This is a genomic window from Planctomonas sp. JC2975 (genome assembly GCF_012985205.1).
Classification (GTDB): domain Bacteria; phylum Actinomycetota; class Actinomycetes; order Actinomycetales; family Microbacteriaceae; genus Humibacter.
The window spans coordinates 507,212-532,129 of sequence record NZ_JABEKS010000001.1; the positions used below are offsets into that span (position 1 = coordinate 507,212).

25 protein-coding genes and 2 tRNA genes are annotated in these 24,918 nt (G+C 68.5%); 6 read left to right on the top strand and 21 right to left on the bottom strand.

Annotated elements, in window-relative coordinates:
* Positions 1-118 precede the first annotated feature (118 nt).
* On the bottom strand, positions 119-622 hold the full coding sequence (locus tag HII28_RS02410) for a DUF3145 domain-containing protein (protein WP_170023960.1): 504 nt from the start codon (positions 620-622) through the stop codon (positions 119-121).
* 267 nt (positions 623-889) lie between these two features.
* Here HII28_RS02410 and HII28_RS02415 point away from each other — a divergent pair, with 267 nt between their 5' ends.
* Together HII28_RS02415 and HII28_RS02420 are read left to right on the top strand one after the other, a co-directional pair.
* On the top strand, positions 890-1,318 hold the full coding sequence (locus HII28_RS02415) for a YciI family protein (RefSeq protein WP_170023961.1): 429 nt from the start codon (positions 890-892) through the stop codon (positions 1,316-1,318).
* A complete protein-coding gene (locus HII28_RS02420) occupies positions 1,297-2,598 on the top strand; it encodes an RNA polymerase sigma factor (protein WP_170023962.1) in 1,302 nt (433 codons plus the stop codon). Before HII28_RS02415 ends, HII28_RS02420 begins: the two co-directional genes overlap by 22 nt.
* A gap of 31 nt (positions 2,599-2,629) precedes the next feature.
* On the opposite strand, the gene HII28_RS02425 is transcribed toward HII28_RS02420, so the two are convergent.
* The 6 genes from HII28_RS02425 to HII28_RS02450 form a co-directional block, all read right to left on the bottom strand.
* Entirely contained in the window at positions 2,630-3,469 is an 840-nt protein-coding gene (locus HII28_RS02425; protein ID WP_170023963.1) for a DUF1684 domain-containing protein, read from the bottom strand.
* Between the two features lie 137 nt (positions 3,470-3,606).
* The gene (locus HII28_RS02430) at positions 3,607-5,388 is read right to left on the bottom strand and encodes a bifunctional 3'-5' exonuclease/DNA polymerase (protein WP_170023964.1); all 1,782 of its coding nucleotides are present in this window, start codon (positions 5,386-5,388) and stop codon (positions 3,607-3,609) included.
* Positions 5,389-5,475: 87 nt separating this feature from the next.
* Positions 5,476-7,995 (bottom strand): phosphatidylglycerol lysyltransferase domain-containing protein, encoded by a 2,520-nt coding sequence (locus tag HII28_RS02435; protein ID WP_240977204.1) that lies wholly within the window; start codon positions 7,993-7,995, stop codon positions 5,476-5,478.
* 130 nt (positions 7,996-8,125) lie between these two features.
* Positions 8,126-8,947, bottom strand: coding sequence for an isocitrate lyase/phosphoenolpyruvate mutase family protein (locus HII28_RS02440; protein WP_170023965.1), 822 nt, complete (start codon positions 8,945-8,947; stop codon positions 8,126-8,128).
* A gap of 49 nt (positions 8,948-8,996) precedes the next feature.
* Entirely contained in the window at positions 8,997-9,383 is a 387-nt protein-coding gene (locus HII28_RS02445) for a DUF302 domain-containing protein (RefSeq protein ID WP_170023966.1), read from the bottom strand.
* On the bottom strand, positions 9,380-9,880 hold the full coding sequence (locus HII28_RS02450; protein ID WP_170023967.1) for a hypothetical protein: 501 nt from the start codon (positions 9,878-9,880) through the stop codon (positions 9,380-9,382). The genes HII28_RS02445 and HII28_RS02450 overlap by 4 nt, the downstream gene beginning before the upstream one ends.
* Positions 9,881-10,120: 240 nt before the next feature.
* On the opposite strand from HII28_RS02450, the gene HII28_RS02455 reads away from it, so the two are divergent.
* Complete coding sequence (locus tag HII28_RS02455; RefSeq protein ID WP_170023968.1) at positions 10,121-10,957, top strand: hypothetical protein; 837 nt, start codon at positions 10,121-10,123, stop codon at positions 10,955-10,957.
* Between the two features lie 199 nt (positions 10,958-11,156).
* Complete coding sequence (locus HII28_RS20020; protein WP_240977206.1) at positions 11,157-11,282, top strand: DUF1776 domain-containing protein; 126 nt, start codon at positions 11,157-11,159, stop codon at positions 11,280-11,282.
* An 86-nt stretch (positions 11,283-11,368) separates the two neighbouring features.
* Here the strand turns inward: HII28_RS20020 and HII28_RS02460 are convergent, their stop codons facing one another.
* The 5 genes from HII28_RS02460 to HII28_RS02480 form a co-directional block, all read right to left on the bottom strand.
* Positions 11,369-11,521: a hypothetical protein gene (locus tag HII28_RS02460; protein WP_170023969.1), complete on the bottom strand. Its 153-nt coding sequence runs from the start codon at positions 11,519-11,521 to the stop codon at positions 11,369-11,371.
* Between the two features lie 100 nt (positions 11,522-11,621).
* Complete coding sequence (locus HII28_RS02465; protein ID WP_170023970.1) at positions 11,622-11,852, bottom strand: hypothetical protein; 231 nt, start codon at positions 11,850-11,852, stop codon at positions 11,622-11,624.
* A gap of 103 nt (positions 11,853-11,955) precedes the next feature.
* A tRNA-Ile gene (locus HII28_RS02470) sits at positions 11,956-12,029 on the bottom strand.
* A gap of 21 nt (positions 12,030-12,050) precedes the next feature.
* Positions 12,051-13,307 (bottom strand): glycosyltransferase, encoded by a 1,257-nt coding sequence (locus tag HII28_RS02475; protein ID WP_240977208.1) that lies wholly within the window; start codon positions 13,305-13,307, stop codon positions 12,051-12,053.
* Between the two features lie 94 nt (positions 13,308-13,401).
* Positions 13,402-14,370 carry a DMT family transporter gene (locus HII28_RS02480; protein WP_346769150.1) on the bottom strand — a complete coding sequence of 323 codons (969 nt, stop codon included), beginning with the start codon at positions 14,368-14,370 and terminating at the stop codon, positions 13,402-13,404.
* 41 nt (positions 14,371-14,411) lie between these two features.
* Here HII28_RS02480 and def point away from each other — a divergent pair, with 41 nt between their 5' ends.
* Positions 14,412-14,978: a peptide deformylase gene (def, locus tag HII28_RS02485; RefSeq protein ID WP_170023972.1), complete on the top strand. Its 567-nt coding sequence runs from the start codon at positions 14,412-14,414 to the stop codon at positions 14,976-14,978.
* 68 nt (positions 14,979-15,046) lie between these two features.
* Here the strand turns inward: def and HII28_RS02490 are convergent, their stop codons facing one another.
* The 9 genes from HII28_RS02490 to dusB all read right to left on the bottom strand — a co-directional run bounded on the left by HII28_RS02490 (position 15,047) and on the right by dusB (position 24,264).
* Positions 15,047-15,376, bottom strand: a complete 330-nt coding sequence (locus tag HII28_RS02490; protein WP_170023973.1) for a hypothetical protein — start codon at positions 15,374-15,376, stop codon at positions 15,047-15,049.
* Between the two features lie 258 nt (positions 15,377-15,634).
* Positions 15,635-16,297 (bottom strand): response regulator transcription factor, encoded by a 663-nt coding sequence (locus HII28_RS02495; RefSeq protein ID WP_170023974.1) that lies wholly within the window; start codon positions 16,295-16,297, stop codon positions 15,635-15,637.
* Positions 16,294-17,589, bottom strand: a complete 1,296-nt coding sequence (locus HII28_RS02500) for a histidine kinase (RefSeq protein WP_170023975.1) — start codon at positions 17,587-17,589, stop codon at positions 16,294-16,296. Before HII28_RS02500 ends, HII28_RS02495 begins: the two co-directional genes overlap by 4 nt.
* Positions 17,590-17,645: 56 nt before the next feature.
* Positions 17,646-18,524, bottom strand: coding sequence for a sulfurtransferase (locus tag HII28_RS02505; RefSeq protein ID WP_170023976.1), 879 nt, complete (start codon positions 18,522-18,524; stop codon positions 17,646-17,648).
* A gap of 126 nt (positions 18,525-18,650) precedes the next feature.
* Positions 18,651-18,723: transfer RNA gene (locus tag HII28_RS02510), tRNA-Asn, on the bottom strand.
* An 88-nt stretch (positions 18,724-18,811) separates the two neighbouring features.
* Complete coding sequence (locus tag HII28_RS02515; protein ID WP_170023977.1) at positions 18,812-19,627, bottom strand: ATP-binding cassette domain-containing protein; 816 nt, start codon at positions 19,625-19,627, stop codon at positions 18,812-18,814.
* A gap of 91 nt (positions 19,628-19,718) precedes the next feature.
* Positions 19,719-21,608: a DNA primase gene (gene dnaG, locus HII28_RS02520; protein WP_170023978.1), complete on the bottom strand. Its 1,890-nt coding sequence runs from the start codon at positions 21,606-21,608 to the stop codon at positions 19,719-19,721.
* Positions 21,609-21,707: 99 nt separating this feature from the next.
* Positions 21,708-23,072, bottom strand: coding sequence for a deoxyguanosinetriphosphate triphosphohydrolase (locus tag HII28_RS02525; protein WP_346769151.1), 1,365 nt, complete (start codon positions 23,070-23,072; stop codon positions 21,708-21,710).
* Positions 23,062-24,264 (bottom strand): tRNA dihydrouridine synthase DusB, encoded by a 1,203-nt coding sequence (gene dusB / locus HII28_RS02530; protein ID WP_170023979.1) that lies wholly within the window; start codon positions 24,262-24,264, stop codon positions 23,062-23,064. The genes HII28_RS02525 and dusB overlap by 11 nt, the downstream gene beginning before the upstream one ends.
* A gap of 76 nt (positions 24,265-24,340) precedes the next feature.
* Between dusB and HII28_RS02535 the strand changes: the two genes are divergently transcribed.
* On the top strand, positions 24,341-24,811 hold the full coding sequence (locus HII28_RS02535; protein WP_170023980.1) for a YbaK/EbsC family protein: 471 nt from the start codon (positions 24,341-24,343) through the stop codon (positions 24,809-24,811).
* The last annotated feature ends 107 nt before the right edge of the window (positions 24,812-24,918 follow it).

Genomic DNA, 24,918 nt, shown 5'->3' on the forward strand with positions numbered 1-24,918 from the left:
TCCCCGCGTGCCGCCCCTTGTCCCTCTGCGGGCCCGCTTCGCTTTCGCAGCGCCGGGAATGCACATCCGGCCACCGCTAATCGCGCCGCAGGCCCGCTGAGGAACCCTTGTGCCGGCCTCACCCCACCTTGTGCAGCCAGATCACCGGCGCGTCATCGCTGGCGTGTCGGAATGGTTCGAGCTCGTCGTCCCATGCTTGTCCCAACGCCAGCCGCAGTTCGCGCTGCAGTTCCATCGCGTTGGCGCCCGCGATCTCCATCGCGTACCGAACGCGGTCCTCGGGAACGACCATGTTGCCAGCTGTATCGGTCTGGGCGTGGAAGATGCCGAGGGAGGGCGTGTGGATCCACCGTCCGCCGTCCGTACCAACAGCGGCATCCTCCGTCACTTCGAAGCGGAGGTGCTGCCAGCCGAGCAGGCCGGAGGCGATCCGCGCTGCGGTTCCGCGCTCGCCTTCCCAGAAGAACTCGGATCGCACCGCGCCGGGCAGCACCGGCTGGTCCTGCCACTGGAAGTAGACGGGACGCTGAAGCGCGCGTCCTACCGACCATTCGACATGGGGGCTGAGCGCGCGAGGAGAGGAGTGCACGAAAAGCACCCCTCGAGCCTGTGTTGGCGCCATGGTGTCCTCCGTTCGATGTGGTGCGTCTTCCCCTACGACCACGAACGGATGCGCCATGCGGCGTTGTCTGCCGGCTGACGCCGACGGACAGCATTATCCCCCGGTGAGGCCGCGAATCACAAGGGTGTGATCCTCGTGTCGCTCTCGCGGTCGCTCTCGCGGTCGTGGCATTGCGGTGAGAACTGCTGTGTCGGATTCGGAGCGCCCTGTTCGACGTGAGTGTGAGGCGAGAGCGCTCATCCACCCCCGACAACCAGGAGACGTCAGATGAAGTACATGCTGCTGCAGGCATCCGATCCAACGCGGGGGGACGGCGAGGCCGCCGGCGCGGATCCTGCCGCGATGGATGCGTTCAACGACCGCTTGATCCGCGCAGGGGTGCTGCTGGCCGGTGACGGTCTCGAGGTCGGGGATGCCGGCATCCGCGTGTCGTATTCCGGTGACGGCAGGGCAGTGACGGCGGGTGCACTCTCCGCTCCTTCCGAGCCGGTCTGCGGCTTCTGGATCCTTCAGGTGGCATCGCGAGAAGAGGCCGTCGAATGGGCGCGTCGGATGCCGCTCACCGGGGGCACCGTCGAGGTGCGGAAGGTGCTCGACTCGACCGAGCCCGACACGCGCGGCACGGGCGCAGGGCGTGCGAGACTGCACGCGTTGGATGACACGGATGAGGACGCATGGCGGACGCGATCGAGGTGACCGGCGAGCCTGGCGGCGTGGACGCGGCGACGGCAGCGGCGGTACGGCGGGAGATCGAGACGGTGTGGCGACTCGAGGCGGCCAAGGTCGTGGCGACTCTGGCGCGCATGGTGGGCGATCTCGGACGTGCGGAAGATCTCGCCCAGGACGCGCTCGTCGAGGCGATGCAGTCGTGGCCTCGCACCGGCATTCCGCGCAACGCGGCGGCGTGGCTCACCTCTGTGGCGAAGCGTCGTGCCATCGACGCCTGGCGTCGTGACGAGCGCGCCAGCGAGAAGTACGCCCTGATCGCGGCGGCGGACGCCGGCGACGAGGAGCAGCCGGAACCTGACGAGACCCGCATCGACGACGATCTGCTGCGCCTTGTCTTCGTCTGCTGCCATCCCGTGCTTCCTGCTGCGTCGCGGGTGGCACTGGCGCTTCGCGTACTGTGCGGGCTCTCGACGGACGAGATCGCACGCGCGTACCTCGTGCCCTCCGCAACGATCGGCCAGCGCATCACCAGGGCCAAGCGCACGCTGCAGGCCGCCAATGTGCCGTTCGAGGTGCCCGATCGCACCGAGTTCGATGAGCGACTCGAGTCGGTGCTCGAGGTCGTGTACTTAGTCTTCAACGAGGGCTATGCGGCCACATCGGGCGAAGAGTGGATGCGACCGACGCTGGCCGAGGAGGCCATGCGGCTCGGTCGAGTGCTCGCCGAGCTCGTGCCGGATCACGCGGAGGCGCACGCACTCGTCGCGCTGATGGAGCTGCACGCCTCGCGGTTCGCATCCCGCCGAGCGCCGGACGGCGCTGCGATCCCACTGGCGACGCAGGACCGCGCTCGGTGGGACCGGATCCTGATCGCGCACGGGCTGGCTGCCCTGCAGCGCGCGGATGCCCTCGGTGGTGAGCGCGGCCCTTACGCTCTGCAGGCGGCCATCGCCGCCTGCCACGCGAGGGCCATGACGACCGAGGACACGGACTGGGCGCAGATCGCTGGCCTCTACGACGCGCTCGCCGAGCGCACGCCCTCCCCCGTCGTCGATCTCAATCGGGCCGTCGCCGTAGGGATGGCTTATGGCCCCGAGGCGGGCCTGGACGCCCTGGAGCCGCTGAACGATGTCAAGGCCCTGTCGTCGTATGCTCTGCTTCCCGCAGTGCGTGGCGACCTCCTGGAGCGTCTCGGAAGGCTGTCCGAGGCGCGCGGCGCGTTCCTCGAGGCCGCTGCCCTCACCTCGAACGAGCGGGAGCGGGACGAGCTCCTGCGTCGCGCTGCAGCGGCCGACCCGCTCGGGTGAGCGAAGGAGTCCGCGTTGGCCTGGGACCGGATCAGAACTCGTGCAGCAACGATCCGTCCTTCTTCAGCACGTTCTTCTCCCCCGCCTCGATCCTGACCGTGAACCTGTTCTGCAGAGGCGGCATCGGGCAGTTGAAGGCGTAGCTGAACGCGCAGGGCGGCAGGATCGCCCGGTTGAAGTCGAGCGTGATCGTGCCGTCGGCGTTGGGGGCGACGAAGAGGAATCGGCCGACCGAGTACGTGTCGGTGCCGCTCGTGGCATCCGAGAAGACGAGCTGCAGCGCTCGCCCCGCCTTGAACGCAGCCAGGTTGTAGTCGACGCCGTCCTTCTGGAACGTGATCTCGCCGGGGATGGCCTTCTCGCGTGACGCGCCCTCGTCCTTGAGGTGCTCGAAGCCCACGGAGAGACCCTCGACGGGCGTGAACGTTGCCTGGATGACCCAGTCGGGGTCGTATCGGTAGGCGTCGATCGATCCGAACTCCTGGATGCCCTCCGATTTCGTGTCCCACACCCGCAGGCCGTACTCGCCGGCCTCGTTCGCGATGACCGTGCCCGTCACGGTGTCGCTGAACGCGATCGTGCTGGGCGTATCCGAGTCCTTTCCGCGCACGATCGCCTCTCCGTCGACGACGACGCCGTCCACGATGACGCCGTCCGAAGCGGATGCTGCGACCTTCAGCCCCGACTCCCCCGCAGGCAACGGTGACCAGACGCCGGCAGCGGCCCACACGGGCTGCGGTGCGGCATCCGTGATCCACTGCGTGTTCACGAGAGCGAGGTTGCCCGTCGGCTGGACGACGGAGAGCTCGCGACGGGAGTGGAAGGTGTCGAGGAGCGCTGCGGGATCTGCAGGGGTCACGGTGTCGGTCATGCTTCCATCCTGATGGGTCTGAGGGGCGTCGGTGGTCAGGCTGTCGCCGTGTGACGTGATCTGTGCAACGGCGGGCGCCGACGGTTTATTGCCGCTGTCCTCGAGTCGGGCTTCTCGTGCGGTGCTCTCCGGATCCGTCACTTGGCCTGGTCGTAGCTGTCGACGACCGCGACGCTCAGCGGGAACTCGACGGGGAAGCCGCCGAAGAGCAGCCGACCTGCTGACTTCGCGGATTCGCGGATGGCTTCTGCCGCCTGTTCGGCGAGTGATTCCGGCGCGTGCACGACGACCTCATCGTGCAGGAAGTAGACCAGATGAGGGCTCCGATCGAAAGGCGGGGCTGCCGCTCCACGCGGGTCGGCGTGCATGGTCGCGAGCCGGTTGCGGAGGTCGGCCATCCAGCACAGCGCCCATTCGGCGGCCGTGCCCTGCACGACGAAGTTGCGCGTGAAGCGTCCCCAGTCCCGCGCCCGCGATCGCGCGCGGCGCTCCTGTTCGGCGTCGGCGTCTGGCAGCGATGCGTTCCGCTGCTGCTCGAACCACGCCTCTGACGGCGCAGGCGATGTGCGGCCGAGAAGGGTGCTCACGCGATCTCCGCGCTCGCCTGCCTCTGCCGCGTCCGAGACGAGCGCCAGAGCCCGTGGAAACGCACGCGCGAGGCGCGGGAGCACCCGGGCGCCGTCGCCGGTCGTGCCGCCGTACATGGCGGCCAGCATGCCGACCTTGGCATGTTGACGGGAGTCGACGACTCCGGACGCGACGAGGCCGTCGTAGAGGTCACGGCCACGGCCGGCATCGGCCATCCGTTCATCGTGCGCCAGTCCGGCGAGGATGCGCGGCTCCAGCTGCGCCGCGTCCGCCACGATGAGTTTCCAGCCGGGGTCCGCCACAACGGCAGCGCGGATCTGCTTCGGCAGTTGCAGCGCTCCGCCGCCGTTGGTGGCCCACCTGCCCGTGACCACGCCACCTGGCACGTATTCCGGGCGGAACCGTCCGTCGTGCACCCACGATTCCAGCCACACCCAGCCGTTGGCGGTGAAGAGCCGCGACAGCTTCTTGTACTCGAGCAACGCGTGCATCACCGGATGATCCACCTCGCGCAGCTCCCGCGCTCGTGTGGAGGTCGCGTTGATGCCGGCGCGCTGAAGAGCCTTCATGAGGTCGCCGGGCGAATCCGGATTCAGCGTCGAGGCGCCAAGGTGATTGCGGATCTCCCGGGCCAGTGCCTCCATGCGCTCCGGGCGACGGCCCTGCGGGCTGCGTCGGCCTAGGGCATCCGTCAGCAGGCGGTCGTGGACGTCCGCCCGCCACGGCAGGCCGGCATGGCGCATCTCGGCGGCGACGAGCGAGCCCGCCGATTCCGCAGCGAGGAGCAAGCGCAGGCGGGACGCGGCGGCAGCGTCGCGGACGGAGGCTATGGCATCCGCCTGGCTGCGCAGCTCGGCGAGTTCGTCAGTGGCCGCGATCGCGTCGGCGGGCTCGGCGTCGAGGCGGAAGAGCGCGTCATCGGGCTCGACGGACTCCGGCGTCTCCATCGGCCAGGGTGGCGGCGCGCCGTTCAGAGACGAACCCTGCGTGGTCGCCGAGCCGCGAAGAATGGCCCCGCAGAGCGCGAGGTCAACGCAACGCTCCACACGGATGCCTGCCTCGAGGAGTCGCGGATACCACGTGCGCGACGTGCGCCAGGCCCACCGCGGATGCTCCGCCTCCTCTCGGGAGACGAGTGCTCTCCACTGGGCGAGGGTCCGACGCTCCTCCACGAACGGGACTCCTGCGGCGTCAGCGCGGGTGACGACTACGGCGGATTCGTCATCCGCTGTGCGTCTCGTGGCGTCGCGGTCCCTCTCGCGACCCCTGCCGTCCTCACTCCGCGAGAGCACATAGGCGGCGCGTCGGACATCGTCTGATGAGACGGCCATGGCTCCTCGCGGAATCGGCGGATGCGACCTCGAGCCGGACGACTCGAAACTGTCTTCGATCGTAGTGGCTACGACCGACCCCGCAGACTACTGCGGGCGGAGCACCGACATCGCGTCCCGAAGCGTCAGGCCGGGAAGGTACGCGCGCACCAAGGCGAGACCGATGGCGGGAAGCGCAGCCGGATCCGGGTACGCCAGGAGCAGCGGCCTGAGCTCCGGCTGGAACTTGCGCTTGAAGGCGAGGAGCGAGCGGAATCCGTACATGGCCTCGAGCGAGGCGGCCAGGAAGCGCAGCACGGCGTCGACGGTGCTCTCCGCCGACTCCTCGGACGGGGTGCTGCGTGCCAGCGGTGCTGCCGACAGGCTCAGGTACGTCATCCCGTCGTCGCGGGCCTGCTCGGCCGCGCCGGCGATGAGGAACTCCATCACACCGTTCGGGCCGTCGATCCGCCGACGCATGAAATCGAGCGTCCAGCCGACGACACGCCCTCGGTCGAAGCCGGGCATCCAACTGGTCACCGCTTCGATCGAGCCGTCTTGCGCGCGAGCGAGCATGAGTGCGACATCCAGGTCTCGCAGCTCGTCCAGGCCGCCCAGCGTGAAGCCCATCTCCGGGAGGTCCTTCTGCGCGACCCATTGCTCGGAGATGTCGGCGACCTGGGACATGGTCTCGCGGGAGAGTTTCGAATGGCTCGTCCACTCGAGCGTGAGCCCGTCCCGGCGGGCTCGGTTGACGGAAGTGCGGACATCCTGCCAGCGCTTCCCCGTTGTCGACCAGTTCTGCGGTGAGATGACCGCTTCCTCGGCCACCACGATCCGGTCCCACCCGATCTGCTCGAAATGCTCGTCCCAGTCGGCGGCGTCGATGCTGTAGAACACAGGCGTCCAGCCGTGGTCGTCGCAGTGCCTGGCGAACTCCGCCATCGCGCCGGGTCTGGACTCGTCGCGGCCGAATGCACCGCCGATCGTGATGGCCACGCCGCCGACGACCCGGTATCCGATCGCCGTGTCGTTGCCGGAACCGAACCAGTAGGAGGTCTGAGTCCAGGTGGTCATGAACGACAGGTGGTCGCCGCCGAACGTGGTCAGGATCCGCCTCGCGCGTTCGGCCTCGGCCGCTGACGACCCCGGCCGCGCAAGGATCGCCGGCACGGCGGCGATGATCGCGACGGCCCAGAAGACAGGACCGACCCCGTGGTACAGGATTGCGCCGGCCGGCGTCGACGGCAGGAAGTCCGGCACCTCGCGATGCAGGAACTCCACGGGGACGAACCGCTCGAGGGCATCGAACATGAGCTCCCATACGGTGACCGGGTGGGAGAACGCGACGTCGCGCAAAGCCCAGCCCAACGAGACGTACAGCGCCGCAAGCGCTATCGCCGCGCCGGCGACGATCGTCAGGTAGCGCAGCAGGGCGTGACGTGCCGGCGCAACGGTGAAGCTCCGCCGCGTCGCGATGAGCAGTACTGCGGTCACCGTGGGGGCGACGACTGTGGCCCCGAGGGTGACGACGACGCCCCACGAACTCCGCTGCGGAAGGCCTTCGACACCGGGAACGCCTGCGTGCGGGAGGAACCCCAGGTAGTAGCCGGCGAAGACGGCGAGCAGGAGGTTCATGGCGATCCCCAGCACGACCGCGAACCTCCGCCCGCGCAGGACGCCCCACGCCACGACGAGGAGGGTGAGCAACGGGAGAATGCTCAGGGCGATGGCGCCTGGCGAGGCGATCCGCTCGAGCGTGATGGCCTCGACGCAGGAGCGGCTAACGGCGTAGACGCTGCACGCCCGAAGGCCCTGCGGATCGGATGCAGACCCCACGTCGAGCAGCATGGCGATCGGCGCCAGCAGGCCGTGCGGTCGACGCGACGCCGCAGCGATCAGCGGCCCGATCGCGCCCGCCGCGACGACGGATGCCATGAAGACCCGGATCTCGTGATGCGAACTGCGTCCCCACTCCCGCGCCCGCCCTCCCGGCCTCAGCACGACACCGAGCAGGAACCCGACACCGACGGCCAGCGCACGGTACACGTCGACAGGATCACCGCGGTAAAGCAGAAACATGAGCACCGCGAGCGTGGTGAGCACGCGCATCCGCCGCCGGGTTCTCGGTGTGGCGAACGCGCTGGCCGCCATCACCGCTCCGGCCACACCCGTCAGCGGATCCACGATCAGGGATGCACGCACACTGGCGTCCCAGATGCCACCCGCATAGCCGATGACCGCCTGGAAGGCGGCGCCCAGCACGTCGGCTGCGATCGCCGTGGCGAAGAAGGCCAGGATGGTTCGCCACGTGCCGAGTCGCCGTTCGCTGATCGCCAGCAGGACGCCGCCCCCGACGAGCGCCACGATCAGGGCAACATAGTCCTGTGCCAGCATCAGCGACGTGACGGGCGACCACCAGTGCCCCCAGAATGCGAGCGGTTCGAACCCGGTCGCGAACATCCATGGGACGGGTGCGCGAAGACCGCCGGGACGGGCGAGCACCAGGGTCATCACGGCCACCACGCTCAGGTAGATGATGGTGAACGGGATCCTCGACGCACCCTGAATCATGCGGCGTACCGTCGCTTCGCGCCCGGGCATCTTCGTGGCTTTCACGGAGGTCATCGCAGAAGAGTCTTCTCCTTCGTGGGGGCGCCCCCGACCGGCTGAGCGCGTGCTTCAGAATTGTGACAGCCCACGCACATGTCGCGCTACGCGCACTCACGGCCGGTGCCGGTGAGGCGTGAAGGTCCTCTCAGCGTGAGCGGGCCGCGTACTCCTCGAGGCGTTGCTGGGCCTGCGCATATCCCGTGGCAGCCGGTGCGACTCCGCCGTCCCTGATGGTGGTGGCGACGGCGACCGCAGCGTCGATGGCTGCCCGGTACGGAAGCGACCCTGTGCTGACCCTGCGGACGCCGAGCTCTCCGAGCTCGGAGAGCGTCAAGAGAGCGGTGACGAGCACATTGAGCGGGACCGGGACCCCTGCCGCCAGCTTCTCGAGCGCCTCGGGCGGCAGGCCTCCGGCGTCTGGGGCCCCTGTTCGTCCTGGCACGAAAACGCCGTCGGCACCCGCTTCGACGTAGACCTTCGCGCGTTCGAGCGTGCGTTCAGGCGTCGCATCGATACCGAACCAGTAGGTGTCGACGCGCGCGTTCACGAAGACTCCCGGTGCCGCGGCCTTGATCGCGCGGATCTTCCCGGCGACGACACCGGGATCGACGAGTCGGCCGGACTGCGAGTCCTCGAGGTTCACCCCCGCCACGCCCAGTTCCGCGACATACGCGGCGACTTCACCCGCGTCATCGCTGAATCCGTCCTCCACATCGGCGGTGACGTGCACAGGCAGTACTCGGAGGGCGTGCACCAGGTCGCGCGTGGTCTCGCGGCTCGCGCCGCCTGCATCCGGGGTTCCATGGGCGGCATTCACGCCGAAGCTCGTGGTTCCCACTGCTGGGAATCCGGCTTCCGTGAACGCCAGCGCGGAGGAGACATCCCAAGCGTTCGGCAACAGCAGCGGCAGGGGACCTCGATGCAGCTCGGCGAAGCCCGGCCGCGCGTCGGACGGTTCAGCGGTCATCGTGATCCTTTCGCGCACACTGGGTGCAGCCGCTGCCTCTACCTCGGACTCAGCTTCTGAGAGCTTCGGCGAGCCCGTTCAGCAGACCGTTCAGGCGGTCGAGCACCACGGTGTCCGCGGACAGCCCATAGGTATCGGCCAGCCCGCGAGGGTCGTGATACGCGACCCTGGTCTGTCCTCCGTCATCCCAGATGAGCATGCGGAGCGGGAGATCGAGTCCAACCGCTGGCTCGCTCTGCATGAGAACGGTGCCGACGGCAGGGTTCCCGAAGACGAGCACCACCTCGTCCGCGAGCTCGAGGCCGGCGGCTCTGGCCCCGGCCGCGTGGTCGATGGTCGCGAACAGCTGGATGCCTTTTCCCGCGAGCTCCTGCTCCAGGCGCCGCGCAGCATCCGCCACCGAACCCGGGATTTCGGCGACTACCGGACCGTTCATGCCGACACTTCCTTCGTTTCGACCGCCTCTTCCTGCCTGATGCGGACTCGGATGGCCAGAATCCCGACCGCGACGCCGAGCAAGGCCACGGCGACCACGACCCAGATGGGGAGGCGCAGGTCGATCGCCAGCACGATGCAGAAGCCGTCGAAGAACGAGATGAGCACGAACCCAACGTGTCCGAGGAACGCTCGACGCCAGGTCGATGTCTGGGCCCGGAGTGTCCGCCGCGCACGTTCCGTTCGCCAGAGCATGTACAGGCCGAGGACTCCGAGAATCGGGAACGCGATGCGCCTGGCGACGTCGAGCTCGGACCAATCGACCGACACGACCACCACGAGTGCGATCACGGCAGTCCACACGCACGTGGCATAGGCCACGAAGCCGGCCGATCTCGGCGAGTTCGGCAAGCGCACGAACACCACGATCCCCAAAGTGAATGCCGCCACGGCGGCGGCCGCGTGCACCGTGATCAGAAGAATGTGCAAGAAGTCCATGGCGCCTTCGACGAACGGATGCGTGCGAGTGAGGTCGAGTCTGCCAAAGCGGCTCACAACCGAGTCGGACCCGCCCACCGCACCGGATGACGTCATCGTACGGCCGGCAGTCGCTCGGGCGATAGCGCGGATGCTCTGCCTGCGGGAACGAAGCACTCCGGATTCCCTGATGCGGTCCCGGACGTACCCTGGGCGTGATCGCTCCGCCCCGCGGAGCGGGGGTCGCGAAAGGTACGAATCGTGGACGAGCGGCGGCGACTGCTGGAACGCGTGTATTCGCGCGCCGGCGCATCCGAGGAGCCGGAGCCGCACGTGGATCCCGTCACCGGTGAGGCCGTGAGCATGACGAGGAGCCAGTGGGCGCTCGCCGAATACGACCGCGTGCGCGGGTCGGAGACAGCCCGAGCGTCGGGCGTCCGCGCACGGGATGACACCATCGATCCACCGGAAGACTGGAACGACGATGAGGTCGATGACGAGCTGCCGCCGGCCGGTCCGAGGCCGGAGTGGCGATCCGGACCGATGGCGAATCGTCTCAGGAAGGCGGCGCCTGTGCTCGCGGTCGTCGGTGGACTCGCTCTCGGGTCCGTCCTGACGCTGGGTGTCGAGGAAGCGGTGACATCGGCCCCGCCCCAGAACATTGCCGACGGGACGCCGGGACCGTCGTTCGCTCCGGTCGGCGCGCCCGCGGTCGGTTCGGGGGACGGCGACGAGGCGGACACTCTGTCCACCGTCGCGCGCTACTTCGCGGACACCCCCACGGCGCTCCCCCTTTCCGTCGAGACGACCCGCGGGTTCGATGCGACGTCTTTCCGACTCGTCGCAGGCGGCGTCAGCACACGGGAGAGCAGTGCTATCTATGCCGCCCACCGACTCGACGGCGACTACTGTCTCGTCGCGGTCACCGGAGCCGGCCGAGCGGCCGAGACATGCGCCACGCTGGACGGCATCACACGGAACGGACTCTGGCTCGCGAAGGAGGCCTCACAGGCGAGCAACGGCCGACGCCTCACCGTCACCGTGACCTGGGCAACCGACGGGACGATCACCTGGGTGGCGGTACCAGCCGTCGGCTGAGCCCGTTGCAGCGTCCCAGTCGGCGCGAGTAGGTGCGGGAGGAAGGCGCCGCCTTTTCGCGCCTCTATGGTTATCGATATGCAGATCCGGGACGCCCAGCCATCCGATCAGGCGCGCATCGACGCCGTCGTCGCGGCGGCGTTCGACGAGGAGTCGGACGGTCGGGTCGTCAGGATGGTTCACGCGCTCGACGACGGTCATGACCGTGCTCCGCGAGGTCGTCATCGTCACCGCATCCCCTACCGATCCGCTCGTCCACCGCTTCGCCAGGGACCTCCGCCGCCGAGGGCTGCCCCACTCGACCCTGGCCGGCGACCAGTCGTAGGTACGTCATGATGCGGACCGCGTCGAGAGGATGCTGATCCGCCCGGTCAATCGAAATACCCTGATGAACGATGAGGGCACGAACGCTCAGGGGCGGTAGTCGTCGCGAGGTTGCTCATACAGCTTGGTCGCGTAGTCGTCCGCGCTGCGGCCGCCGTTGAGTGCCCCGCCAACCTGTTTCAGCACGTCAGTCGCCCGAAGACGGAGTCGGCCGAGCGAGTGCATCAGTCGAGCGAACATATCCAAACCGTACGCCCCGGCGAAAGCGCGCAGAAGGGGCGTCGACGAGCACGCTGCCGTATCACTCGTGTTGCGTAGCGGGATAACGCTTCGAGCGTGGCTATCCGTTGCCGTCAGCGCAGGTCTGGTGGGCGGCTGTTTGGCCGTGGCCGTTGGTGTCGAGCTGTACCGGAGTGGAAGCGGTCGTCGACCCTCCCGTGTCGCCACCCTTGGATCCGCCCTTGGTGCTGGCATCGGACGGTGTGCTCGGCTGTGGCGAATACGCGGATGACAGGAGGGCGCCGCCGGTACCACCGGTGAGGGTGTCCGACGCGGCGATCAGGAGGTTCACGCCGCCCTGAATCGGCCGTGGAAACAAATGTGGGCAAAACCATCCTGAAACACAGGAACGGCAGCCCATCGAGGACTGCCGTTCCCAGTGTTCACAAAGGGTGTAGGGCGGGCGGGACTTGAACCCGCGACCCAGGGATTATGAGTCCCCTGCTCTGACCAGCTGAGCTACCGCCCCTCGGCGAACCGAACGTTCCGCCTAGTCCGCGGCCGCGGGCGCCACGTCGTCGACGACGAGGTCCGGAACCGCCTCACCACGATACAGGCACTCGAACGTGTTCAGCGTGCGCTCGATGTCGTGCGCGGCGATGAGGCGCAGCGACTCCTTCTTCATGGCCGTGAGCTCATCCTGCGGCATGCGGAAGATGTGCTCGAGCTTGTCCGCGAGCTCATGCGCGTTGCCCGGCTGGAACAGGTATCCGTTCTCACCATCGTGCACCAGATGCGGCAGCGCCATGGCGTTGGCCGCCACGACCGGGAGTGCGGATGCCATGGCCTCCATCGTCACGATCGATTGCAGCTCGGCGATGGACGGCATCGCCAAAACGGTGGCGCGCGTGTACGCCTCGCGCAGCTCGTCATCCGACACGTATCCGGTGAACGTCACGCGATCGGAGATGCCGAGCTGATGCGTGAGCTGCTCGAGGTTCTTCAGCTGATCGCCACCGCCGACGATCTCGAGCTTCGTGTCGAGATCCCCGGGAAGCAACGAGATGGCGCGGATGAGCACGTCGATCTGCTTCTCGCCCGTCACGCGACCGACGAAGATCACCCGGTTCTCCGTGCGCGGCTCGAAGCTAGGCGTGTACTTCTGAGCGTCGATGCCGCAGGAGATGGCGTACACGCCGCGCAGGCCGGTGTTCCGCTCAAGGAATTCGGCGGCCTTGTGCGTGGGCGTTGTGACAGCGGCGGCTCGGCTGAACGAGCGCTCGGCGGCCTTCCAGGCCAGACCGATCGACCACTGCTGCAGCCACTTGGGGATGGGAGCGAAGTCGAGCAGGTTCTCCGGCATGAAGTGGTTGGTTCCGATCAGCCGGATGCCTCGCTTCTTCGCCTCGACCGAGAGCCCCCGACCGACCACGATGTGCGACTGGAAGTGCACGACATCGGGTTTGACCTCGTCGAGCACGCGAGCGCTTCGCTGCTTGATGAACCACGGCAGCGTGAACCGCAGCCAGTCGTGCGGATACCACCGCCAGCTCGGGAGCCGGTGCATCACCATGCGCTGGCCTTCGTGCTCCTCGATCCACGTTCCGTGCTTGCGAGAGGCCGACGGCGCCACGACGTGCACCTCGTGCCCGCGCGCAACGAGCCCCGCGGCCAGTCGCTCCGCGAATCGGGCTGCACCGTTCACATCCGGGGCGAAGGTGTCTGCACCGATCAGAACCTTCAGAGGCTTGCGCTGCTGCGCCGGTGAAGGCGCGGGGGTCGCAGCGGCATCGCGTGAGTCCGTCAAGGAGCCGTCCTTTTCTTCGTGTCGTTGGGAGGGGGGCGTCGGCACGATTCGTCTCACCGGGCTCGACGGCCCGGCGGTGATACAAGCCCTTAGTCTATGCAGGGCCCTGGCCGCGAGAGGATTCCTGCGCATTCCCGTCGTCATATGTGCGCACACCAGGGTGCGCCCGAGCAAGCAGGAACACGCCGACGATGGCGACGACGCCGGTGAGAATGAAGGCCACCACCTGCCACGGCGCTGCGCCGGCCGCCTCGTTCAGGATCGTGATGCCGATGGCCACGGCCACAAGCGGATCGATCACAGTAAGACCCGCGATCACCAGATCCGGCGGCCCTGATGCATACGCGTTCTGCACGAAGTACGCACCGACGATCACCGCAGCCAGCAGGGCGATCACGCAGAACAGCGTGAGCAGGTCGAACTCCTGCTGCTCGATGCGCGAGATGACTGACTTCGCCAGGGTCGCGACGAATCCGTAGAGCACGCCGGCGCCGACGACGTAGCCGAGGGCACGAAGCCGCTTGCGCAGGAAGAAGAAGGCGGTCCCGAACACGACGAGGACGCATCCGAGCACGATGAGGATCTCGACCAGATCGCGCTCGGTCACCGGCTGCTCGCGCGCCGCGAAGGCTGCCACCAGCACGAACGCTCCGACGCCGCCCACGCACAGGCAGATCGCGACGATCGATCGCTTGTTCAGCTTCGTGTGGCTCACCCGCGCGTTGATGAACGCGGTGATCACGAGCGAGACTGCGCCGAGCGGTTGCACGACGATCAGCGGGGAGAACGCCAGGCTGGTGAGCTGGAGGGCGATCGCGAGTCCGAGCATCAGGGTGCCGAGCACCCACGACGGACGCGCCAGGAGCAGAGCCAGTTGTCGGAACTGCAATCCGCCACGGCCGTCGTGGTCGGTGTTCCGTTCCACCTTGGTCACGCCTCGGTGCTGCAATTGCGCGCCGATCGACATGAACACGGCTCCCAGCAAGGCGATGGGTATGCCGATGAACTGTCGCGGCTGAAGAGCCACCAGGTCGGTCGACGATGCGGCCAAGTCGGTGATCACCCCATGACACTAATGGTTCGGCACGCAGATACCCTGGTCGAATGGCCGTTCTCCCCATCCGCATCTGCGGCGATCCCGTGCTCCACTCCCCTGCCGCCGAGGTCACAGAGTTCGATGCGGCACTGCACGACCTGGTTCGCGACATGTTCGACACGATGGCCGCCGCCCCGGGTGTCGGCCTGGCCGGCCCGCAGTTGGGAGTCGCCAAACGGCTGTTCGTCTACGACTGGACGGATGACGCCGACGTGCGTCACCGCGGAGTCGCCGTGAATCCGACGCTCTGGATCACGCCGACGCCCGCGGCCGATGCCGATCCCGACACCGAATCCGAGGGATGCCTCTCTTTCCCCGGCGAGCGGTTCCCGCTCAAGCGTTCGGCTGAGGCGATCCTCCAGGCCGTCGACGCGGACGGCGAACCGTTCGAGGTGCGCGCCGCCGGCTGGCTCGCACGAATCTTCCAGCACGAGTACGACCATCTGGACGGCCTCATCTACGTCGACCGGCTCACGGACGGCTACGCGCGCACGGCCGCCAAGATCGAGCGCAAGCGAGGCTGGGGCATCCCAGGACAGAGCTGGCTGCCGGGCGTCGACCACCTCGAAGACTGAGACGCGTCGCGCCTGAGTGCGGCGGATCCACCCGCGCGACCTGCGTGATCGCGCGGGCGGAGCATCCGTCAGCGGGGTGATGGGCCGGGGCGGTTCGCCCGCAGCACCTCGAGACGCTTGCGGTACTCGACCTCGTCGATGTCGCCCTGGGCGAACCGTTCGGCGAGGGTGGACTCCGCGTTGCTGCTCGCGGCGAACGGGCCGTACGGTCCGTGTTCGCGCCAGTAGCTGCGACGACGCCTGGTCACCAGGAAGATGATCAACCCGATCACGAGGATCCAGAAGATCGGGATGATGAAGAAGAACGGGAAGAACCCGCCCGCCCACGGTCCGACCCAGTGCGCGCCTACGGCTGTCACGCCGGCCGCTGCGCCAAGGGAAGCGACGAGTGCGCTCATGATGTGTCACTGCCTTTCTCTGCTGTTCACACCCTGCGGTGGGCCCTTTCGCGGGCCGATTCCAGAGTCCCGCCTCGCCGCGGTTCGGGCGTCCGCCGGCGGGAGGCATCCGAGTGCTCCTCTGGGAGCAGCCGCGTGTGCAGCGGGAGCAGCGACCGCTGCCGTGTGGACAGGGACCAGCGCGATGAGAATCGTGTGGCGACCAGGCGGTGCGTGGACCGCCGGCCGGCCGGCGCCGGTCAGAAGCGGCCGGACGTCTCAGAAGCGGCCGGGCGTCACGAGTCCCGACTCGTACGCGATCACCACGAGGTGCACGCGATCACGTGCGTCGAGCTTCGTGAGGATGCGCGAGACGTGCGTCTTCGCCGTGAGCGGACTCATGAAGAGGCGCAGCCCGATCTCGGCGTTGCTGAGGCCCTCCGCGACGAGCCCGAGCACCTCGCGCTCCCGTTCGGTGAGCGGTTCGAGGACGGATGCCGTGACCTCCGGCCGCGGCGTCGCCGCCAGTCGCGAGAGCAGCCGCTTGGTCACGCCGGGCGACAGCAGTGCGTCGCCGGCGGCCGCGACCCGTACGGAACGGATCAGCTCCACCGGTTCCGTGTCCTTCACCAGGAATCCGCTCGCCCCTGCACGGATCGCTTCCGACACGTACTCGTCGAGCTCGAATGTCGTCACGATCACGACGTGCACGTCGCCGAGTCCGGCATCGCGCACGATCTCGTCGGTGGCCCAGAGCCCGTCCCCGTCCGGCATGCGGATGTCCATGAGCACCACATCCGGCCGCTCGCGTCGCACGAGGGAAACGGCCTCGCGCCCGGTCGACGCCTCCCCGACGACATCGATGTCGGCCTCGTGATCGAGTAGGGCGCGGAATCCGGCGCGCACGAGGTGCTGATCGTCGGCCAGGACGACTCGGATCACGTGGTCCTCCGTTCCCCGCGCACCGGCAACCAAGCGGTGACACGGAATCCTCCGTCGGCAGTGTGCTCGGCCTCGAGCGTGCCGCCGAGCGTTTCGGCCCGTTCTCGCATCCCGAGGATGCCACGACCGCCTTGCGCGTCCGCCGCGGACGGGCCATGGGTAGACGAGATGCCGGAGCCCTGGGCGGCATTCCTGGCGGACGAGCGCTCGGTTGATCCCGGTCCGTTCTCGATGCGGAGCTCGATCCCGCGCGGAGACGCCGTGACCTGCACGGAGACGTCGACGGTGCCCGCGTGCCGACGCACGTTCGTGAGGGACTCCTGCACGATGCGGTAGGCAGCGGAGCCGACCGCGGAACCGACAGAGGAGCCGGGGGTCGAAGCAGCATCCGGTGGCCGCGTTCCGTCTACGACGTTCCCCGACGCTCGCACGTTCAGTCCGCTGGCCCTGGTCTCGTCGAGGAGCCGGGGTATGTCATCCAGCGACGGACCGGGCCGCAGCGGCGCATCCGATTCGTCGTCCTGACGCAGCACGCCCAGCACGCCGCGCACCTCCTCGAGGGCGGTCGTGCTCGTCTCGCGGATCGCGCGCAGGCTCTCCCTGGCGCGCTCCGGCTCGTCGTCGAACAGATGGAGCCCGACGCCTGCCTGCACGCTGATCTGCGAAAGGGAGTGTGCGAGCACGTCGTGCAGCTCACGCGCGATGCGGAGACGTTCCTCTTCGGCGGCGGACCGCCTCTTGGATGCCTCCTCTCTGGTGGCCGCGCGGAAGCGCTCGCGTCGCGCGCTCGCGCCCGTGACAGCGCCGGCGACGACGCAGAGCACGATCGTGGCGACGAGCACGCGGATGCCCTCACCGGTGAGGCCCGGGACGGCGATGAGCACGATTCCCACGATGGCCATGCAGGCGAGGCTGATCCAGGTCCAGGCGGCCTTGCCGCCCAGCACGGCCCGCGCCGCAGCGAAGGCCACCGCGAGGACCGCGAGCGGAGGCCCGGGCGCCAGCGCGATCGCCGGTGTCGCGAGCGCTGCCACGACCACGACGGCCGGGCCGCGCCAGCGCAGCAGGAGCATTCCGGAGGCCACGAAGCCGAGGAGAACGGCCACGAGCTGCACTGGATCGACGAGCGTGCGGTGAGCGCTGTGCCAGCCCTGGGCGAACGTGAACGCCAGGCCGGGCAGCTGCACGAATGCGCTCAGTGCCGCGGCGAAGACGCGGGCGCGGAAGGATCGCCTGGCCCGTTGCTGCGGTGACGGCTCGGGCCCGGTGCGCAGCCAGGGCGGGTACGGCATTCCCTCATGGTAGCCAGCGCTCTCCCGGCGCTGATCGGCCAGTGGGCTGCCGAGTGCTACTCCCCTGGGAGTATGCGTCGCTCCTCGCCGACCGCCACCGGCCGCTCGAACTGCTGCGACCAGGCGCTGTACGAACCGGGATACAGCGCCGGCTCGAATCCCGCGAGCATCAGGGCCGCAGCGTTGTGCGCGGCCGTGACGCCGGATCCGCAATACGTCGCGATGGGTGCGCCGTCATCGACACCGAGCTCGACGAACCGGGCACGCAGCTCGTCTGCGGCGCGGAAGCGGCCGGAGGCGTCGACGTTCTCCGTCGTGGGAGAGCTCAGCGCTCCTGGGATGTGGCCGGCACGGGGGTCGATCGGCTCCGTCTCCCCGCGGTATCGTTCGCCGGCCCGCGCGTCGAGCAGTGATCCATCTCGCGCGACCGCTGCCGCCTCGTCCGCCGAGACAACGGGAAGAGCGCCGTAGACGAGGTGGACGTCGCCAGGGGCCGCCTCCACCTCGCCGGACTCGAGCGCTCGGCCGGACGCGCGCCAGGCGGCCAGGCCGCCGTCGAGCATCCGCACGTTCGCGAACCCGCCGTAGCGCAACAACCACCACGCACGGGCCGCCGACATGTTCGCGAGGTCGTCGTACACCACAACGAGGTCGCCGTCCGAGACGCCCCATGCGCGTGCGTCAGCCTGCAGGCGCTCGACCGGAGGCAGCGGATGCCGTCCCTGCCGTGGATCGCCCTTCTGCGCGAGCTGTCGGTCGAGATCGACGTATACCGCAGAGGGAATGTGTCCCTGCAGGTAGTCCGGACGGCCGTCGGGACGGTCGAGGCGCCACCGGACGTCGAGGACGCGCACGGGACTTCCGCCATTCGCGGCCGTGGTCAGGCGCTGTGCGAGGTCATCGGCGGTGATCAGCAGGTCGGATCGATCGGGCATCCCTCAACGCTAGCGACTTCGCCGCATCGCTCCGGCAGCCCGGTGCGTGCCTGGCAAGCTCGAGAAACCGCATCTGCCGATGCAGAAGGCCCTCGCCGCATTCACGACGAGGGCCTTCATGATCTGCTCCCCCACTTGGACTCGAACCAAGAACCTGCCGGTTAACAGCCGGCTGCTCTGCCAATTGAGCTATGGAGGAATGCCCCCGGAAGGGGCTTGACTACTTTACCAAAGCAGGGGCGGCGAACAAAAACGAGAGCACCCCGGGCGCGCCAGCCCTGTTCACCTCATTCGCTGAGCCGCAGCGCCTCCGCTAGCTGGGCCACATAGGGGTGCGTCGGTGCGGTGAACACGGCCTCCATCGTGCCGTATCCCACGAGGGATCCGGACTTCAGCACGGCCACCGTCGCAGTCGCGTTCCGCAGTACCCGGGCGTCGTGGCTGACGATCACGGCGGCGAAGTCGTGCTCGCCGTGCAGCTGCGCCAGGAGGTCGACGACGGAGTCCCGTACGGTCACGTCGATGCCGGCCGTCGGCTCGTCGGCGATCAACACGCTGGGGCCGAGGACGAGCGCCTGCGCGATCGCGACGCGCTGACGCTGTCCGCTGCTCAGCTCGTAGGGATACTTCTCCAGCACGCCCAGCGACAGCTGCACCGAGTCCAGCATCGAGGCGACGCGCATGCCGGCCTCGCGAGCATCGAAGTGCTTGTCCCGCTCGTAGATGGGCGAGGCGACCAACTGCGCGACGGTGGCCGTGCGGTCGAGGCGGGTGCCGGCATCCTGTTGCAGATAGCCGACGTGGAACGTGAGGCGTCGGCGGTCCCGGGTGTGCAGACGACGCATGGCGTAGCCCATCACCGTGGCGTCCCCGCCGGTGATGCGCGGCGCTGCGCCGCCGTCCAGTCCTGCTCGTCCCGAGATGATGCGGGCGAGGGTGCTCTTGCCGGATCCGCTCTCGCCGAGGATGCCCAGGACCTCGTCGGGCCGCACCCTTAGGCTGATGCCGCGCAGGGCGACGCATCCCGCAGACGGCCCATGCGGCGGGTACTCGGCGGAGAGGTCGCTGAGCACGATCGGGTCGCGGTATTCCTGTGCTGTCATGCTGAGACTCCGGCGTGCATGGGCCTCAGCCTATAAGCGCGCCCCCTTGGCCCGTCGAACGGATCAGCGTGCCGTGAGTCGCGGAGACCGGTCAGTCGCCACGAAGGCGGGAGCGCTCCGCGTCGATCAGCACGAGCTCCTGCTGCACGGCGCCTCGCGCGACGGCATCGGCCGGATCCGCGCGCTGGAGTCGGCCGAGCGCATCCGCTTTGCGTCGCAGCAGTTCCCGGTCGACGAGCGACGCCGTCACCGACGACGCGTATGAGGAGACGCCGGCTTCGTCGCGTGCCGGCACGGGAGCGACGCTCAGCTGCCTCACGAGACTGGCGAACGGGGGCGGCACTTCGCCCGCGACCCGCTCGACCCAGGATGCCGCGCCGTACACGTCGAGGTTGGCGGCGACGGCATCCCGCACGACGGCGAGCGAGGGGTTGGAGAACCGGGCCTCCGCAACGGCCCTGGCACGCTCCGGCCACACGTGCTGCGGATACTGCAAAATGGCCATCAACGCCTCGCGCTCCAGGCGCGTCGCCGGATCCGTCCCGAGACTGGCCAGGGTCACCTCGGGCTCGCGCACCACGGGCGCACCGCCAGGCTCACCCTGCCGTGCTCGCGACTGCTCGTTCGCGGGTCCGCCGTTCGGACGAGCGGATCCCTGCCCTGAGGATGCCCGGCGCACGGCGACCTGCACCTCGCCCAGCTCGACGCCGAGCATGCGGGCCAGCTGGCGCGTGTATCCGGGCCGCAGCGCGGGATCCCGGATGCCGGCGACGATCGGGGCGCACTCGCGCAGCGCTGCCACGCGGCCCTCGACCGTCTCGAGGTCGTACTTGCCCAGCGCCTGCCGGATGACGAACTCGAACATCGGACGCTTGCTGTCGATCATGCGCCGCACGGCGGCGTCGCCCTGCACCAGTCGCAGATCGCAGGGATCGAGGCCCTGCGGCCCGACGGCGACGTACGTCTGCGCGGCGAATCGCTGCTCCTCGCCGAATGCCCGCAGCGCTGCCTTCTGTCCCGCCTCGTCCGGATCGAACGTGAAGACGACCTCGCCGAGCCCGCTGTCGTCGCCGAGCACTCGGCGCAGCACCTTGATGTGGTCGACGCCGAAGGCGGTGCCGCAGGTTGCGACGGCCGTGTCGATACCGGCGAGATGGCACGCCATGACATCTGTGTAGCCCTCGACGACGACGACCCGATGAGATCGGGAGATCTCGCGCTTGGCGAGGTCGAGTCCGTAGAGCACCTGCGCCTTGTGATAGATCGCGGTCTCCGGCGTGTTGAGGTACTTCGGACCCTTGTCGTCGTCGAGCAGCCGGCGTGCACCGAATCCGACGGTCTGGCCGGTGACGTCGCGAATGGGCCAGATGACCCGTCCGCGGAAACGGTCGTACGCGCTCCCCCGCTCGCCTGTCGACACCAGCCCGGATGCCGCCAGCTCCTCGGCCGTGAACCCGCGACCACGAAGGTGTGCGCCGAGCGAGTCCCACGTGTTGGGAGCGAACCCGACGCCGAAATGATCGGCGGCGACCGGGTCGAAGCCGCGCTCGCCGAGGAAGCGGCGTGCGGCATCCGCATCGGGGGCGCCCAGCCGCTCGCGGAAGAACTCCTCTGCCGCCGCGTTCGCGGCGATGAGCCGAGCACGGTTGCCGGTCTCCGCGGCGGCGGGCCCGCCGTCCTCGTAGTGCAACGTGTAACCGAGGCGGGCGGCGAGCCGCTCGACGGCGTCGGCGAACGTGACGTGGTCCATGTTCATCAGGAACTCGTACACGTCGCCGCCCACGCCGCAGCCGAAGCAGTGGTACAGCCCGACCCCTGGGCGCACCTGGAAGCTCGGGCTGCGCTCGTCGTGGAAGGGGCAGAGTCCCTTGAGTGACCCGACGCCTGCGGTCTTCAGAGTCACGTAATCGCCGACGATGTCGGCGATGTTGGTGCGGGCCTTGACCTCATCGACGTCGCTCTGTCGAATGCGGCCCGCCATGGGCTCGATTCTAGTTCGGCGGCACGGCGCTCATCGGCGACTGTGCACTGGCGCGCTTCGCCCTTCGACTCGCTTCGCCCGCCAGGGAACTCGGAGATGCTACGAGTGGGCCAGGCGCTCGAACCACGCGATCGCGGACTGGTCCGTGAGGCTCGCGACCTGATCGACGACCACGCGCCTGCGCGCGGCATCATCGGTCGCCAGGCGCCAGTCCTCGGCGAATCCCGGGTCGAGGTTCGCGTCTTCCGTGCGCAGCAGGGCGTCCGCAAGCTCGGCGAGCATGGTGCGCTGCCTGGCGTAAATGGGCTGCCTCGTGTTGCGCGACATCACGAAGGTGGCGACGATCCCCTTCAGGACGGCGATCTCGGCCTGGATCTCCCTCGGCACGACCACGTCTGCACCGAAGCGGATGAGGCTGCCCTGCTGGTACGCGTCTCTGGTGGCTCGTGCCGACGTCACGGCGAAGCGCCCGATCAGCTGGCTGGTCAGGTTCTTCAGGCGGGCTTGCGCACGACGCGAGCCGTCCCAGTCATCGAGCCAGACATCCAGTCGATCCAGCCGGTCGAAGGCGGCGATGAGCTCGTCGTGGCCGACCTCGCCGCCGATCCACTCGTACATCGACGACACAAGGGCATCGTGATCGACTCGTGCGCCGAGTGCCGCGACGTCGATGTAGCCGTTCACGACGGCATCCTCGAAGTCGTGAACGGAGTACGCGATGTCGTCAGAGAGGTCCATGACCTGCGCCTCGATGCACCGCACCCGATCCGGGGCGCCTTGGCGCAGCCAGTGGAACGCCGGCTCGTCGTCGGCGTAGAAGCCGAACTTGGCGCGACCGCTCGGGTCGGCGACAGAGGACGATGCCGGCCACGGGTACTTGCAGCTGGCGTCGAGGCTCGCACGGGTGAGGTTGAGCCCGTACGGATGCCCGTCCGCACCGAAGACCTTCGGCTCCAGTCGGGTCAGCAGTCGCAGCGTCTGCGCGTTGCCCTCGAATCCCCCGACGTCGCTCGCCCACTCCGAAAGAGCACGCTCGCCGTTGTGACCGAAGGGCGGATGCCCGATGTCGTGCGCCAAGCACGCTGTGTCGACCACGTCGGGATCCAGTCCGAGACTGGAGGCCAGCTCGCGGCCGACCTGTGCCACCTCGAGGGAGTGCGTGAGCCTGTTGCGGGCGAAGTCCAGACCGGCCGTGGGGCTGAGAACCTGGGTCTTCGCCGCGAGCCGTCGCAACGCGCTGGAGTGCAGCAGACGAGCCCTGTCGCGCGCGAAGTCGCTGCGGCGGGTCGAGTGTTCCTCGGGCAGCCAACGCTCTCGATCGAAGGCCGTGTAGCCGGCCTGTTCGGCCGAGTAGTTGTGGTGAGCAGGAGAATCGGGCTGCGCCGAATGGTTCGACCGTCGCGAAGAATCGGGATGCTCCGGGGACAGCCCGGAATTCGGAGTGGTGCCGAATTCACCCGCCACTCGTGTTCACCTCTGCCTCTGCCAGCTCGGCGTGCTGGTCGGCCGCGATGCTGCGGGACTCGAGCCAGCGATCGGGAAGTGCGGGGTTCTTGGGCGTGCCGGCGCGGCCTCGCGGGCCCTCGGCATCCTCACCCGGGTAGGCGATCGACGGATCCAGCGTGCCGAGCAGATCGTCCAACTGCTGCAGCGACTGGACGGTGGCCAGCTTGGCGCGCAACTCTCCGCCGACCGGATACCCCTTGAAGTACCACGCGACGTGCTTGCGGATGTCGCGGCATCCGCGCTCTTCGCTCTCGAAGAACTCGACGAGCAGCTCGGCGTGACGGCGGAACGCCGCCGCGACCTGGCCGAGCGACGGATGCGCTGTCGCGGCGGCCGCCTCGGCCTCGGTGATCTCGCCGGCACGGGCGCGGAAGGCGGCGGACAGGTCGCCGAAGAGCCATGGCCTGCCGAGGCATCCACGGCCGACGACGACGCCGTCGCATCCGGTCTGCTCGACCATGCGGATGGCGTCCTGCCCGGTCCAGATGTCGCCGTTGCCCAGCACCGGAACGCTCGTCACGGTCTCTTTGAGCTTGGCGATGGCGGACCAGTCCGCGTGGCCGGAGTAGAACTCCGAGGCCGTGCGCGCGTGAAGCGCGATGGATGCGACGCCCGCATCCTCGGCGATGCGGCCGGCCTCCAGATAGGTCAGGTGGTCGGAGTCGATGCCCTTGCGCATCTTGATCGTCAGCGGCAGGTCCCCCGCGGCCTGGACGGCGTTCCTGACGATGTCGCGGAACAGGTCGAGCTTCCACGGCAACGCCGCGCCGCCGCCCTTGCGCGTGACCTTGGGAACCGGGCAGCCGAAGTTGAGGTCGATGTGATCGGCCCTGTCTTCTGCGACGAGCATCGTGACGGCCTCGCGCACGGTCTTCGGGTCGACGCCGTAGAGTTGGATGGACCGCGGCGTCTCGCTCTCGTGGTGCCGGATCAGCCGCATGGACTCCGGGGTACGCTCGACCAGTGCCCGGGAGGTGATCATCTCGCTCACGTAGAGCCCGGCACCGAACTCGCGGCAGAGCCTGCGGAACGCCGTGTTCGTGATCCCCGCCATGGGCGCCAGCACCACGGGTGCGTCGAGGCGCAGCGGGCCGATGGCCAGCTGTCCTGCCGTGAGGGGTTCAGCGCTTAGTGTTGCGGAGGGAGACATCGCTCACGATTCTCCCAGATGGCGCCTGAAAGAACAGGAGCCCCGGGGAACCGCCACCGCAGGAGGGACGAGGAGCATGGCCCAGGGACGCGAACGAGTGCTGGAGGATGCTGCGGCACGCGGCGTCGTGGTGCGGATCGTCGAGCGCCCCAAGGCGAACTCGCTGCACGAGGCAGCCACGCTCCTCGGCCTCGAGCCGTCCGGCATCGTGAAGACGCTCGTCGTCAAGCGTCACGACGGCGACTTCCTCTTCGCGCTGGTACCAGGCGGTCGCAAGATCTCGTGGGCGAAGCTGCGCACCCTTGTCGGCGTGAACAAGCTGTCGTTGCCGGACGCGTCCCTCGCGCTGGACGCCACCGGATACGAACGCGGAACGATCACGCCGTTCGGATCCACAACGGCCTGGCCGGTGTTCGCGGACTCGGAGGTGGCCGGACGCATGGTCGCCATGGGCGCGGGCGAGCACGGCTACAGCGCTTTCGTCGACGGCGATGCGCTGATAGCCGCGTTCGGTGCGACGGTGGCGGACATCACCGATCCGGAGTAGCGGCTCTTTCGGGAGTCGAGCAGCTCAACCTCCGATGCGTCGGATGCACCAACGCGTCGGATCAACCGGCGGCGGACGCCTCTTCTTCGGGCGCCTGGGCCCAGGGC